The sequence below is a fragment of the Paenarthrobacter sp. NPDC090520 genome (genome assembly GCF_044769205.1).
Classification (GTDB): domain Bacteria; phylum Actinomycetota; class Actinomycetes; order Actinomycetales; family Micrococcaceae; genus Arthrobacter.
On sequence record NZ_JBIVXM010000002.1, the window covers coordinates 244,757 to 258,578 of the forward strand.

The following is a 13,822-nucleotide window of genomic DNA, read 5'->3' on the forward strand; positions in this document are numbered from 1 at the left end:
AGGGTGTAGCGAGGGGGAGGCTGTTCCTAGTCGAGGTAGACGTCCAGGTCTTTCCACAACTGCTGGGTCCGGCGGATGGCGGCACGGCTTCGTTCGGGGTGTGCCGCTTCCATGCCGGCGAGGAGCCCGTAGACCATGGAGTTGGCCGCGGTGACGGACTGGAAAAAGGAGATGCCTTCCGAAGCGACGATCAGGAGCTGGTCGGCTGCTGCGGCGAGGCGGCCGCGGCGCATGTCGCTGATGCCGACGACGGTGGCTCCCGCCTCCTTGGCGGCCTCTGCCGTGAGAATGATCTGCTTGACCGAACGCCACATGTTGATGACCACCAGGACGTCGCCGGGTCCAAGGTTGTTGGCTGCCGAGGCGAAGTGCACGCCGGCCCGGTTCTCCAAGGTGATGGGGTAGCCCATGGTTGAGCCAAGGTGGGCCATGACGCTGGCCGGTCCAGCGAACGAGCCGAGGCCAATGACGGTGATGGATTTCGCCGTTGCCAAGGCAGCGATGGCGGCTTCGACGTCGTCCGGGGTATTGGAATCAAGGGTGAGCCGCAGGTTCTCGATGTCGTGGTTAAGGGCGTCATGCAGGGGGCTGCGGTGTTCGCCGTGTTCATTGAGGGTGTCTTCGGTGGAGATCATCACCAAGTACCTGGACCGCAATTCACGCTGCAGGTCCGGCCAGCCGCGGTAGCCAAGGCGTTGGGCCGTGCGGACCACCGTCGAGTTGTTCACGTCCGAGCGTTGGGCGATTTCGGCGATGTCCGCGTAAGAGGACAACTGCGGGTTGCGGGCGATGACTTCCACTACCCGGGCCTGTGACTTTGAAAGCGTGATGTTGGGAAGGGCGTCCCCCAGCCACGCGTAGTCCGTGGATTCCCAGGTGCTTACGCCCGCGTTGCCCGCCACGGTTTCGAGCTGCTCGCTCTTCACGGCCATCCTCCTGTAACGTACATCACTCTGCAATCTGCATTGCAATAAAGATACTCTGCAATTTTGATTGCCGCTAGTGGATAACGTTTCCGCGAGGTAAAACTTTCCGGCCATTCAGGCAACGCCCGTTAAAGCACGGTTGCCGGGAGCCTTGCATGGCTCCCGGCAACCTCGTCATGGCGTTTCGGTCAGGCGTTGCTGAGTTGCTTGGTGTTTGTGGGTGTGGTGTGGAGGCCTGCGAAGAAGGCTCCGAGTTCGGCGGTTGCGGTCAGCGGCAGGATGTTGGCGACGTACTGGTCTGGCCTGACGACCACCACGACGCCGTCTCGGCTGAGGCCACGCTGTTCGTAGATATCGTTGGCGGGGTCGGTGCCGAAGACCTTTTCGAGGTAGGTGAGTTTGAAGGGGCCGACGGTGGGTTTGAACACGGCGGGGACGGTGTTGATGTCCACGCCGGTGTGGTCTTGCTGGTAGATGACTTTGACGTCGAACCAGGCGTCGCGGTCAAGGCTCGACGGCGTCGCGGCCAGCGGGGAGTCGGGTGCGGTGTCGAGCCACTGGGCCAGGTCAGCGACGGCTCCCGGGGTTCCGGCGGCTTCGGTGTCGGCGAAGACGTAGATCCGCCAGCGGCCGTCGGCTTTGGCGTGGTGGCCCAGGTGCATGGGGTTCGTGTCGCAGACCCGCTGCACGGGGGCGGACTTGAACCGTTTGCCGACCGGGAATCCGGTGGCGAGGTCCTGGTGGGCGGGTTCGGCGACGAGCATGGAGGGTGCGTATTGGGTCATGAACCCGGCCGGGAACTCCGCTGTGCTGGTGTAGAAGGTTTCCAGTTCGGTGGGGTCCTTGAATTCCTCGGGTTTCTTGGCCATGAGGGTGGACCATTCCTTGTCGAAATCGATCAGGTTCTTCGCCACCACCTGCCGTTCGGCCGAGTAGGTATCCAGCAACGATTCGGGGGACCGGCCCTCCAGGACGTGGCCGAGTTTCCAGCCGATGTTGAACCCGTCCTGCATGGACACGTTCATGCCCTGCCCGGCCTTCGCCGAGTGCGTGTGGCACGCGTCCCCGGTGATGAACACCCGCGGAGTGCGCGTACCGCGCTCGGCCGGCAGGACGTCGTCGAACCTGTCCGTGAGCCGGTGGCCTACTTCGTAGACGCTGTGCCAGGCCACATTCCGCACATCCAGGGTGTAGGGGTGCAGGATGGCGTTGGCCTTGGCGATGATCTGCTCAATCGTGGTCTTGCGCACCGCACCATGATCATCGGCCGCGACCTCGCCCAGGTCCACATACATCCGGAACAAATGCCCGCCCTCACGCGGAATCAGCAGGATGCTCCCACCGGTGCCGGACTGGATGGCGCACTTGGTCCGGATGTCCGGGAAATCCGTCACCGCCAACACGTCCATCACACCCCAGGCATGGTTGGCCTGGTCCCCGGCGAGGTGGCAGCCGATCGATTCACGGACCTTGCTCCGGGCGCCATCGGCACCCACCACGTACTTGGCCCGCACCACACGTTCCTGGCCCTCGTCCGGTCCGGCGGTGTGCATCAGGGTCACCTCCACGGGGTACCCGCCCTCGCCCGTGTTGTTCAGGCCGACGAACTCGTACCCGTAATCCGGGCGAATCCGGGCGGGGGAGTTCGCCGCGAACTCCGCGAAGTAGTCCAGCACCCGGGCCTGGTTCACGATCAAGTGCGGGAATTCGCTGATCCCCGCAGGGTCATCCACCGCCCGCGCGGCCCGCACGATCTTGGAGTGATCGGCCGGGTCCGGCTTCCAGAACGCCATCTCCGTGATCCGGTACGCCTCGGCAATGATCCGCTCGGCAAACCCGAAAGCCTGGAACGTCTCCACGCTCCGGGCCTGGATCCCATCAGCCTGCCCGATCGCCAAACGACCCGGACGCCGCTCCACAATCCGGGTGGTGACATCAGGGAACTGAGCCAACTGCGCCGCCGTCAACATCCCGGCAGGCCCGGTGCCCACAATCAGGACGTCAACCTCATCCGGAAGCACCTCCGGACGGTCCAAGCCAACCCCGGCCGCGGGCTCCACCCGCGGGTCGCCGGATACATAACCGTGATGATGAAACTGCACGGGCTTTCCTCACTTCTTCGTGGGCACAAACGCCTCGGATAGGTAGCTTGTTCGATAATAGAATTAGATGTTCGATTATCGCTCACACAATGGTAATCCGGCTCACAGGGACGTTCAAGTCCCCACAGCAAGCGCGTTGGGTCCCCAAACGGTCGGAGGCATGTCAGGATCAGGTATGCCTCGCCTCATGTTGCTGGATACCGCCTCGTTGTACTTCCGTGCCTTCTACGGCGTGCCGGACACGATCCGCCGTTCAGACGGGACATCCGTCAATGCCGTCAGGGGGCTGATGGACATGATTGCCCGGCTCACCGCGGACTACGGCGCTACCCACCTGGTTGCCTGCTGGGACAACAATTGGCGTCCGTCGTGGCGGGTAGCCCTCATCCCCAGCTACAAAGCCCACCGGGTTGCGCGGCAGGTGGAGGACGGACCGGACATCGAGGAAGTCCCGGACGCCCTGGAGGCCCAGATTCCGCTGATCCGGCACGTCCTGTCACTGGCAGGGATTGCCGTCGTCGGCGTGGACGACCATGAGGCTGATGACGTCATCGGCAGCTACGCAAGCCAGGCAACGCTTCCCGTGGACGTCGTGACAGGGGACAGGGACCTGTTCCAGTTGGTCGATGACCAGCGGGATGTCCGGGTCATCTACACCGCCCGCGGAATGCGGAACCTCGACGTGCTGACCGAGGTGGACGTGGTGGGAAAGTACCGTGTCCTGCCCCAGCAGTATGCGGACTTCGCGACGCTCCGTGGCGACTCCTCGGATGGCCTGCCGGGGGTGGCCGGCATAGGGGAGAAGACCGCAGCCTCGCTCCTGGCAACGCACGGCACGCTGGACGGCCTCCTCGAAGCGGCAGGGCGCCCCGACGGCGGGTTGTCGGCCGGGGTGAAAGCCAAGCTGTCCGCCGCCGCGGACTATTTGGCCGTGGCGCCCACCGTGGTCAAGGTGGCCCGCGACCTTGACGTTCCAGCACTCGACGAAGCCGGCGCGGCCCTTCGGCCCGTGACCGGTAAGGCGAGGGAGGAACTGGAAGGCCTGGCTTCGGACTGGAACCTCGGTGGCGCCGTCAAGCGCTTGATGGACTCCCTCGACGCAGCGGGCCGGGGCTGATTCACAGCTTTGCGGGCTGCTTTCACAGCTAATCAACAGCTTCGCGACAGGGCGGACTGGGTTCCATGCAGGATGCTGGGAAAAGGACGGCGCAACCTGCTGTCCGCATGTCACCAGCCGTACTACGGTGCAGCAACTGTTCCGGCTGCCGAATCAGGAGAGGCATATGTCAAAAACCAAGACGATCACGCTGGGCGTAACCGCCGGAGCGCTGGCTTTGGGTGCTGGCCTGGGAGTCACGAGCGTTGCCTCGGCCACCAGCACCCCGACGCCCAGTGCCACCTCGTCCACTGACGGGTCCACGCAGGGCAACGGCCCGGGACGCCATGGCGGCCACGGTCGTGACGGTGACCAGCTCGCATCCAAGCTCGCCACCAAGCTGGGCGTTGACGAAGCCAAGGTCACCGAGGCGTTGAAGGCGTTCCGTGATGCCAACAAGCCCACTACTCCGCCCAGCGAAGGTACCGAAGGCACGAAGCCGGACCGTACGGCGCGGGAAGCGGCCCTGGCCAAGTCCTTGGCCCAGGCCCTGGGAATCGATGAGTCCAAGGTGACGACGGCGCTTGAGGAAATCCGTTCCGAGGCGAAGGCCGACCGCTCCGCAGAGCTCAAGTCCCGCCTGGACAAGGCTGTTTCCGACGGCAAACTGACGCAGGCTGAAGCGGACGCCGTCACCAAGGCAGTCAACGCGGGAGTCATTGGGGGCGGCGGCCGGTAGTTTTCGGCCCGCGCCCGAAAACCGACAACAGATACACCACATGAGGGCAGGATCCGCCGGGCCACCGGAAGGATCCTGCCCCTCTTTTGAGAAATATTGGTTTCCGTGTCGATTCTTCCTCGATCCGTTCGACCTATCAGTGAGAAGGTCGGAAAGCGACCTTCCACAACCGAGGAGATTGAGTGCAATGGCCAAGTACATGCTGATCATGCGGGCAACCGATGAGTCGATGGAGAAACTCCAGACCGCCGACTTCAACGAAATGCTCGAGGTCATGGGCAAGTTCAACGACGAGCTCATCCGCGCCGGGGTGCTCCTGGCGGCGGAAGGACTCGACGACCCCGCGGAGGGCGTGGTGGTGGACTTCACCGGCGAGACTCCCGTGGTGACCGACGGCCCTTACGGGGAGACCAAGGAATTGTTCGCCGGCTACTACATCCTTGACGTGGCGTCCAAGCAGGAAGCGGTGGAATGGGCAAAGCGGGCGCCCATGACGGCGGGCACCAAAACCGAAATCCGCAGGGTCCCGGGGATTGACGAGTTTCCCCAGGACAACGAATGGATCCAGAAGGAACGTGCCTGGCGGGAACAGACCGGGCAACTCTGATCGCCGGGCCTGACTCTCCGGGCGATACCCGACGTGGGCAACACTGCGGCAAGGGCCGCCGTCGAAGCTGTATGGCGGAGCGAATCCGCCCGCATCGTCGGCGCCCTTGCCAGGTACACAGGCGACTTTCCGCTGGCTGAAGACCTCGCCCAGGAAGCAGTCGCCGAGGCACTGGTGTCGTGGTCCGTCAATGGCGTCCCCACCGAACCGGTTGCCTGGCTGCTGACTGCCGGACGGCGTCGTGCGATCGATGCTTTCCGCAGGCGCGCCGCCCGTGACGCAAAATATGCGGTGCTGGCCGGCGGGCTGTCGGAAGAGGACTCTTCAGTGGATGCGCTGTTCAACCCCGAAGCGGTCCAGGACGATGTCCTGGCGCTGATGTTTATCTCCTGCCATCCCGTCCTGTCCAAGGAGTCCAGGATCGCCTTGACCCTGCGTGTGGTGGCCGGCATGGGCACGGATCAGATCGCCAAAGCGTTCCTGGTGCCTGTGCCCACCATCCAGGCCCGCATTACCCGGGCCAAGAAGACGCTTGCCGCTGCCCACATTCCGTTCGCCGTGCCGGAAGAGCACGAACTCCCCGAGCGGCTGGGTTCCGTGCTGCAGGTGGTGTACCTCATTTTCTCGGAAGGGTCCTTCGCCAGTGCCGGCGATGACTGGATGCGCAAGGATCTGGCCGGGGAAGCCCGCCGGCTGGCCCGCATTCTCGTGCGGCTTTCGCCCGAGCCTGAGGCCTTCAGCCTGCTGGCCCTGATGGAATTGACCGCAGCCAGGTTCCCGGCACGGCTGGACGCTGCCGGTCGCCCGGTCCTCCTTGAAGACCAGGACCGACGGCGGTGGGACCAGTCCGCCATTCGGCGCGGCCGGGCGGCACTTGCCACCGCGGTTGCCGCCGGACGCGGGCTGGGCGCGTATGGACTGCAGGCGTCGATTGCGGAGTGCCATGCTGCCGCTGCCAGCGTCGCCGATACCGACTGGGCCCGCATCGTGATCCTTTACGAGGCGCTTGGCAGGCTGACCCCCTCGCCGATCGTCGAACTGAACCGGGCCGTGGCCGTCGCCATGGCCCAGGGACCCGCGGCGGGCCTGGACGTCCTGGATGGGCTGGCGGACGACGGCGGGCTGCAGGGCTCCCATGTGTTGCCGGCGGTTCGCGGGGAGCTGTTAACGCGTATGGGCAGGACAGCCGAGGCCCGGGAAGCGCTCCTGCTGGCGCATGGCCGTTGTTCCAACGCTGCCGAACGGTTCGTGCTCGCCCGGAAAATCGAGGAACTGGGCGCTTGATCGGGGCAGCGCCATGGGTAGGACTCCCAATCCCAGTCTCAACAGACACTCCCTCCCGTCGAAAAAAGCAGCTTTGATGGAATCATCCACACATCATGATCAACAGGAGAAACATGCCTTCCGCTACCGCATACGCAGCCCCTTCGGCCACGAGCGATCTGGTCCTGACCACCATTGAGCGCCGCGAGGTGGGACCGCGCGACGTCCACATCGATATCAAGTTCGCGGGCATCTGCCACTCAGACATCCACACGGTCCGCGGCGAGTGGGGTCCACAGCAATACCCGCTGGCGCCGGGCCACGAGATCGCCGGCATCGTCACCAAGGTGGGCGCCGGGGTGACCAAGCACAAAGTGGGCGACCGGGTTGGCGTGGGCTGCATGGTCAATTCCTGCAAGGAATGCGCAAACTGTGAGGCCGGGGAAGAGCAGTACTGCCTGAACGGCAACGTGGGCACTTACGGTTCGGTGGACCGCGACGGCACCATCACCCAGGGTGGCTACTCCAGCGATGTGGTGGTTAACGAGGACTTCGTGGTCACCATCCCCGAGGGCCTCGAGCTCGACGCCGCAGCGCCGTTGCTCTGCGCTGGAATCACCACGTACTCGCCGCTTCGCCACTGGGGTGCTGGCCCCGGCAAAAAGGTGGCGGTGGTAGGACTGGGCGGCCTGGGCCACATGGCCGTCAAGCTGGCACACGCGATGGGAGCCGAGGTGACTGTTCTTTCGCAGTCGCTGAAGAAGATGGAAGACGGGCTCAAGCTGGGCGCAGACCAGTACTTCGCCACCAGCGATCCCACCACGTTCGAACAGCTCGCCGGCACGTTCGATCTCATCATCAACACGGTGAGCGCTTCCATCGACATCAGTGCCTACCTCCAGTTGCTCGCCCTTGATGGCACCCTGGTCAACGTGGGTGCGCCAGCCGAGCCGCTGCCCGTCAATGCGTTCGCCCTGATCGGGGGCCGCCGGTCCTTCGCGGGTTCCGCCATCGGAGGCATCCGCGAAACCCAGGAGATGCTCAACTTCTGCGCCGAACACCACCTCGGGGCCGAAATCGAGGTCATCCCCGCGGAGAAGATCAACGAAGCCTACGAGCGGGTCCTGGCATCCGACGTCCGCTACCGTTTCGTCATCGACGCCGCCACCATCGCCTAGGCGTCAAGCCCGGCCCCGGGTGGGCTGTGTGGTGGGGCAGTGCGTCCAAGGGAAAATGGTTCGGTGACTTTCAACCTGGACACCATCGGCAAAGGCCTGGTCTTCGCCGATTCCCTGGACAAGCTTGCCTCGGCCCTCAAGGCCAAACCCGGCGGCACGGCCGTGGTGCAGGCGCCGCCCGGTACGGGTAAAACGACCCTGGTGCCGCCCTTGCTGGTCAATCTGCTGCACCATGAAGGCCACCTCCGGCCCCGCGTGGTGGTTACGCAGCCCCGGCGCGTCGCTGCCCGTTCCGCGGCGCGCCGCCTCGCTGCCCTGGACAGCCTCGCGCCCGTGAAGGGCGGGACGAGTGGCGGTAGTCCCGGAGGCCGCGTGGGCTACACCGTCCGCGGTGAATCGCGGACGGGCAAGGACACGTTGGTGGAGTTCGTCACGCCGGGTATCCTGCTGCGGCGGCTGCTGTCGGACCCGGCCCTTGAAGGCACCCACGCGGTAATCCTGGACGAAGTCCATGAACGTGGACTCGAAACGGACCTCTTGCTCGGCATGCTGGCCGAAGTCCGCCAGGTACGCGAAGACCTGCTGCTGGTGGCCATGTCCGCCACCCTGGACGCGCCGCGCTTCGCTGCCCTCCTCGGGGAAGCGGACCCCGACGGCGGATCACCGGCACCGGTGGTTGACTGTCCTTCCGCGCTGCACCCCTTGAGCGTCGAATGGGTTCCGGGGCCTTCCCTTCGACTGGATGACCGCGGTGTGGCCCGGAGCTTCCTGGACCACGTTGCGGACACCGCGGCGCAGGCCCACCAGCGGATGCTCCACGACGATCCGCAGGTTGACGCGCTCGTTTTCCTGCCCGGTGTCCGCGAAGTGGCCCACGTTGCCGCCCGCCTGCGCGATCGCGCGGACCATGGCACGGAGGTCCTTGAATTGCACGGCCAGGCATCGCCACAGGAACAGGACCGGGCAGTGTCCGGCCGGGGTCCAGGCGGACCCGCGCGCATCATTGTGTCCACGGCCCTTGCCGAATCGTCGCTGACCGTCCCCGGCGTCCGCTTGGTCATCGACTCGGGCTTGTCGCGGGAACCACGCAGGGACGCGGGCCGGGGAATGTCAGGGCTGGTCACGGTTTCCTGCTCGCGGGCTTCGGCCGGGCAAAGGGCCGGGCGTGCCGCACGCCAAGGCCCGGGAACGGTGGTCCGCTGCTATGACCAGCAAGCCTTTGCCGCAGCCCCGGAACACCAGACCCCGGAAATTGCCGTCGCGGACCTGACCGGAGCCGCGCTGCTCCTGGCCTGCTGGGGTGCTCCGCGCGGACGGGGACTGGCCCTCCCCGATGCGCCGCCGATGGTGTCCATGGACGATGCCGTGGAGGTCCTCCGTGAGCTCGGGGCGGTCACCGCGGAAGGCAAGGCCACGGGCCTTGGCAGGACCCTGGCAGGGATCCCGGCGGATCCGCGCCTCGCCCGGGCACTGCTGGATGGGGCAGCCGTGGTCGGTCCGCGGACAGCGGCGGAAACAGTGGCCCTCGTCTCCGGCGACCAGCGCGCGCCGGGCGCCGACCTCACGCGCCTGCTTTCCGAGCTCGGCTCCGGTTCAGGTCCGGCCGGCAAGCGGTTCGCCGAGGAGGCCAAGCGCTTCGAAGCGATCGCGCGGAAGGGCGGTACCGCCGTCGTTCATTCCGCACCGCACCGCAGCCCGACGCGGGACGAAGAGCCGGGGTTCGTCGTGGCGCTGGCGTTCCCGGACCGCATCGCGCGCCGCGTGGCGGGGGACGGGCCAGCGAGTTACCTTCTCACCTCCGGCACGCGCGCCGGACTCCCGGGAGGAAGCCCCCTCGCGGGGCAAGAGTGGCTCGCCGTGGCTGAGGTCTCCCGGGCGCACGGGCGGGATGCCGCCGGTACGGGGGCCGTCATCAGGTCCGCGGCCCCGCTTGCCGCGGACCTGGCGCTCTCGGCGGCCCCGGACCTGCTGGAAGAGGGAGTCCGCGCACGCTTTGACGGAGGCAAAGTCTCCGCACGGCTGGAACGGCGCCTCGGTGCCATCGTGCTATCGTCCACACCGGTCCGGCCGGGCCCGGAAGCCAGCCGCGCTGCCGTGGGCGAGGCCCTCGCCAAGCGCGGGCTGTCCATGATCGGGTGGTCGGATGCCGCCGATGCGTTCAGGCGCCGCTTGGCCCTCCTCCACAACGTGCTCGGCGAACCGTGGCCGGACGTCGGCGAAGAGGCACTCCTCTCCCGCCTTGACGAGTGGCTCGGCCCCGAGCTGGAGGCCCTCGCCAACGGCAAACCGGCCACGGCACTGGACCTTTCCGAGCCGCTGCGCCGGCTCCTCCCGTGGCCCGAGGCTGTCCACCTGGACAACCTCGTTCCCGAGCGCCTGCAGGTTCCGAGCGGCTCCCGGGTGCGGATCGACTACCCTGACGTTTCCGGCCACCCTGGGGAGGACCACGACGTCGGACGCCCGGTTGTGGCGGTCAAGCTGCAGGAATGCTTTGGCTGGGACAGGACGCCGCGGCTGGTGGACGGCAGGGTGCCGGTCCTCTTCCATCTGCTGTCACCGGCGGGCCGTCCGTTGGCGGTGACGGACGACCTCGCGTCGTTCTGGTCCGGTCCCTACGCCCAGGTCCGGGCCGAGATGCGGGGACGCTATCCCAAGCATCCCTGGCCCGAGGATCCATGGACAGCCCGGGCGACGGCCAGGACCAAGAACCGTATGTAGCCCCTACAACCTGTCCAGCATGAACTGGACCTCGCCCTCAACAAACGTGCCCAGGACGGCGCTTGCCGCAAGTTCGTCGGGCGCCGTGGTGAGGGGATCGAGGTCGAATACCGTGAAGTCGGCCCGCTTGCCCACGTCGATGGAGCCTGAGACGTCCCAGAGCCCGGCAGCCTTGGCGGCATGGGAGGTGTATCCCTCCAAAGCCTGCAGGGCCGTGAGCGCCTGGGCGGGAGCGATCGGTTCCTGCCCGGGGTGCCCGGAACGCCTGCGCAATTGGGCATCGGCCAGGATGGGGAGGGGTTCGTAGGGAGCAATGGGCCAGTCCGAGCCGATGCCCAGGACGATGCCCGCGTCCCGGAGGTCCCGGCAGCGCCAGGCACGGTCCGCGCGCTCCGGGCCGAGCCGGGTGGACCAGTTGTCGCTGTGGTCGGCGAGCGAATAGTGGGTGCAGTGCGTGGGCTGCATGCTGGCCACCACTCCGGCGTCCTTGAACCGCTCCACGAGTACGTCGGGGACCGTCTCGATGTGCTCAATCCTGTGCACCGTGTGCTGGTAGCGGGACCGGACAGACCGGGGGAGCGAGCCGAAGGCGTTGAGCACATGCTCCACTCCGGCATCACCGATGGCGTGCGTGGCGGTCGGAATTCCGCGGGCCGCAAAGTAGTGGACCGCCGCGGCATATTCTTCCGGCCGCGGCCAGAAGGGCGCCGTGGATTGGCCGTAAAGGTCCGGCTCGTCAAGCCATGCTGTTCCATTGTCGATGGTGCCGTCCACGAAGAGTTTGATGGCTTCGATGGACCAGCGTTGCCCTCCTGTCCCGATGGAGGCCGCCAACTGCCCCCACTCCGCTTCTCCCGAGCCGGGCATGCACCAGGGTGCGGTCCGGAGCCGCAGGGGCAGCCCGCCGTCGGCCTCCAAGGCATTCAGGAGGGCGGTTGTTTCTTCCCCGTGGTCCATGACATGTCCGCCGGTCAGGCCCGAACGCGCGAAATCCTGCAGCAAGCGGCCCAGCCGGACCTTCCGTTCCGCAAAGGATTCCCGGGGAATGTACTGCTGCACGAGTTCCATGGCGGCCGCTTCGAGGAGCAACCCGGTGGGAGTGCCATCGGCATCACAGACGATTTCGGCCGCTTGCGTGAAGTCGCGGCGACCGTCGATGCCGGCAATCTCCAAGGCACGGCTGTTGGCTAGTGCTGAGTGACCGTCGAACAAGCGGATCATCGCGGGACGGCCACCTGCGACGTCGTCGATCACCGAGCGGTGCAGCGGTTCTGTTCCAAAAGCGTTCGGGTTCAGTCCCCACCCGCGCAACCAGCCGCCGTCGTTGGTCCGTTCCGACTCCGCCTTCAGCATCGCGCGGACATCTTCCAGGCCCACCGCTGCGGAAAGGTCGACGCCGATGGTCAGGTCCAGCCCGAACACCGGGTGGATATGGCAGTCCACCAAACCCGGGGTCAGGGTGGCCTCGCCAAGGTCCACCACCTCGGTGCCGGACCGTCGCCAGTCGTGCGCATCGGCTCGGCTCCCGACGGCGGCTATCACGCCGCCATTGACGGCTACGGCTTGGACGGGCTGCTTCCCGTCGGCACCCTTGCTGAGGGTGTGGACGGTATCTGCCAGGACGATCAGGTCAGGAGTCATGGGTTTCAAAGCTTCCAATGCGGTTGAAGACGTGTGGGCGGGCAGTGCGCAGGCGGCGTGCGATCAGCAGGCCGGCCAGGAAAACAACGGGGGAGACCAGCAGGAGGATGGTGTTGGTCAGGGCGTCGGCGAAGGTCAGGAGCTCGATGTTGACGGCAATGAGCACCACAACGCCGAAGAGGAGAATCGCGGACGCCACGCTCACCGGAACCAGCAGCCGGTTGGTGACAGCTGCGGGAGTGCGGCGGAGGTAGATAAAACAGGCCACGGAAACCAGTCCCTGGAGCGCCACGATTCCGAAGATGCCGGGGGTGTTCACCCAGATCAGCAACTGCTTGTAGGGGTCGGCCCCGGCAACGGCGCACACGGCAATCACGACGGCGGCAAGCACGGTCTGGATCTGCCCGGCGCGGTGCGGGGATTTGTACGTGGGGTGGGTCTTGCCAAGGAAGGCAGGGAGGACGCCGTCTCTGGCGAGCATGTAGACGTAACGGTTGATGGCGTTGTGGAAGGCCAGTTGGGATGCGTAGACGCTCGTGACGATCAGGACGTACATCACCACTTCCGCCCAAGGCCCCACGTAGTGGTTGATGGTGGCAAAGAACATCCCGTCGGCCAGTTCGCCCGCTGCCGCCACCACGTCGCCGTCGCCGAAGGCCTGGACCACCGTCCAGACGACGAAGGCGTAGAAGACAGACATGAAGCCCACCGCAATGTAGGTGGCGCGGGGTACGGACTTGTCGGGATTCCGGGCCTCGCGGCGGTAGAGCACCGTGGATTCAAAGCCCATGAATGCGGCGAAGCAGATGGCCAGGATCGCGAGGACGCCGGGCGTGAAGGCGTTCCCGGGTTCGAACGATGCCCCGCTGATGCCGTGCGCCCCACCGGAGGCAAGGATGCCCGCGCCCATGATGGCCAGGATGGCTGTTTCGGCAATGAGGAGGACACCAAGGACCTTCGCTCCGACATCGATGCCGCGGTATCCGAGGAACCACACGGCGCCGATCGCCACGAGGGCCACGGCGGGCCAGGGCACGTCCAGGCCGAAGAGCGTCCGGAGCATGGCCTGCGTCTGCACGGCGAACAGTCCGTACACGCCGATCTGGAGACAGTTGTAGGACACAATCGCCAGGATGGCGGAGGCCAGCCCCACGGTCTTGCCCATGGCGAGGGTGATGTAGGTGTAGAAGCCGCCGGCGGCTTTGACGTGTTTGGTCATGGCCATGAAGGCGACGGCAAAAACGAGCAGGACAGCGCCGGCGATGAGGTAGCCCATGGGGGCGCCAATGCCCCCGATGCCGATGGCTACCGGGGCCACGCCGGCCATGACGGTCAGTGGTGCCGCTGCGGAGATGACCAGGAAGGCGATGCCTCCCGTTCCGATGGCATTGCGTTTGAGCCCATTGGCAGCCTCGGCTGTGGGCGGGCGGGTTTCGGTGTCAGACATGGGGTCCTCGAGTGGTCTGGAAGCTGGGAAGTGTGGGAATCGAGGCGTTAGCGAAAGCCTTTCGTTTTATCCTAGGGCGTTGTGATCCGCCGCACAATACTTTCC

At 65.9% G+C, this 13,822-nt stretch carries 10 protein-coding genes; 6 read left to right on the forward strand and 4 right to left on the reverse strand.

The genetic code is table 11. The features are described 5' to 3' along the window. Positions 1 to 26: 26 nt before the first annotated feature. Together ACIQTZ_RS03800 and ACIQTZ_RS03805 are read right to left on the reverse strand one after the other, a co-directional pair. Entirely contained in the window at positions 27 to 902 is an 876-nt protein-coding gene (locus ACIQTZ_RS03800) for a MurR/RpiR family transcriptional regulator (protein WP_402977963.1), read from the reverse strand. Between the two features lie 212 nt (positions 903 to 1,114). Further along, positions 1,115 to 3,028 carry an FAD-binding monooxygenase gene (locus tag ACIQTZ_RS03805; RefSeq protein ID WP_402977662.1) on the reverse strand — a complete coding sequence of 638 codons (1,914 nt, stop codon included), beginning with the start codon at positions 3,026 to 3,028 and terminating at the stop codon, positions 1,115 to 1,117. Between the two features lie 160 nt (positions 3,029 to 3,188). Between ACIQTZ_RS03805 and ACIQTZ_RS03810 the strand changes: the two genes are divergently transcribed. The 6 genes from ACIQTZ_RS03810 to hrpB all read left to right on the forward strand — a co-directional run bounded on the left by ACIQTZ_RS03810 (position 3,189) and on the right by hrpB (position 10,629). After that, a complete protein-coding gene (locus ACIQTZ_RS03810) occupies positions 3,189 to 4,145 on the forward strand; it encodes a 5'-3' exonuclease H3TH domain-containing protein (protein WP_402977665.1) in 957 nt (318 codons plus the stop codon). 166 nt (positions 4,146 to 4,311) lie between these two features. Beyond that, entirely contained in the window at positions 4,312 to 4,863 is a 552-nt protein-coding gene (locus ACIQTZ_RS03815) for a Clp protease N-terminal domain-containing protein (protein ID WP_402977668.1), read from the forward strand. Positions 4,864 to 5,050: 187 nt separating this feature from the next. Continuing rightward, complete coding sequence (locus ACIQTZ_RS03820) at positions 5,051 to 5,470, forward strand: YciI family protein (RefSeq protein ID WP_400332183.1); 420 nt, start codon at positions 5,051 to 5,053, stop codon at positions 5,468 to 5,470. Between the two features lie 33 nt (positions 5,471 to 5,503). Further along, positions 5,504 to 6,754, forward strand: a complete 1,251-nt coding sequence (locus tag ACIQTZ_RS03825; RefSeq protein WP_402977671.1) for an RNA polymerase sigma factor — start codon at positions 5,504 to 5,506, stop codon at positions 6,752 to 6,754. A gap of 113 nt (positions 6,755 to 6,867) precedes the next feature. Next, positions 6,868 to 7,911, forward strand: a complete 1,044-nt coding sequence (locus ACIQTZ_RS03830; protein ID WP_402977674.1) for an NAD(P)-dependent alcohol dehydrogenase — start codon at positions 6,868 to 6,870, stop codon at positions 7,909 to 7,911. A gap of 63 nt (positions 7,912 to 7,974) precedes the next feature. Beyond that, on the forward strand, positions 7,975 to 10,629 hold the full coding sequence (hrpB, locus tag ACIQTZ_RS03835) for an ATP-dependent helicase HrpB (RefSeq protein WP_402977677.1): 2,655 nt from the start codon (positions 7,975 to 7,977) through the stop codon (positions 10,627 to 10,629). Positions 10,630 to 10,632: 3 nt separating this feature from the next. Here hrpB and ACIQTZ_RS03840 read toward each other — a convergent pair whose 3' ends face one another. Together ACIQTZ_RS03840 and ACIQTZ_RS03845 are read right to left on the reverse strand one after the other, a co-directional pair. After that, on the reverse strand, positions 10,633 to 12,270 hold the full coding sequence (locus ACIQTZ_RS03840) for an amidohydrolase (RefSeq protein ID WP_402977680.1): 1,638 nt from the start codon (positions 12,268 to 12,270) through the stop codon (positions 10,633 to 10,635). Beyond that, the gene (locus ACIQTZ_RS03845; RefSeq protein WP_402977682.1) at positions 12,260 to 13,717 is read right to left on the reverse strand and encodes an APC family permease; all 1,458 of its coding nucleotides are present in this window, start codon (positions 13,715 to 13,717) and stop codon (positions 12,260 to 12,262) included. The genes ACIQTZ_RS03840 and ACIQTZ_RS03845 overlap by 11 nt, the downstream gene beginning before the upstream one ends. Positions 13,718 to 13,822 lie beyond the last annotated feature (105 nt).

Excerpts from the sequence above, each read along its gene's own strand:
- ACIQTZ_RS03845 (WP_402977682.1), bottom strand. The coding sequence starts at position 13,717 with ATGTCTGACACCGAAACCCGCCCGCCCACAGCCGAGGCTGCCAATGGG.
- ACIQTZ_RS03830 (WP_402977674.1), top strand. The coding sequence starts at position 6,868 with ATGCCTTCCGCTACCGCATACGCAGCCCCTTCGGCCACGAGCGATCTG.
- ACIQTZ_RS03815 (WP_402977668.1), top strand. The coding sequence starts at position 4,312 with ATGTCAAAAACCAAGACGATCACGCTGGGCGTAACCGCCGGAGCGCTG.
- ACIQTZ_RS03840 (WP_402977680.1), bottom strand. The coding sequence starts at position 12,270 with ATGACTCCTGACCTGATCGTCCTGGCAGATACCGTCCACACCCTCAGC.
- ACIQTZ_RS03820 (WP_400332183.1), top strand. The coding sequence starts at position 5,051 with ATGGCCAAGTACATGCTGATCATGCGGGCAACCGATGAGTCGATGGAG.
- ACIQTZ_RS03810 (WP_402977665.1), top strand. The coding sequence starts at position 3,189 with ATGTCAGGATCAGGTATGCCTCGCCTCATGTTGCTGGATACCGCCTCG.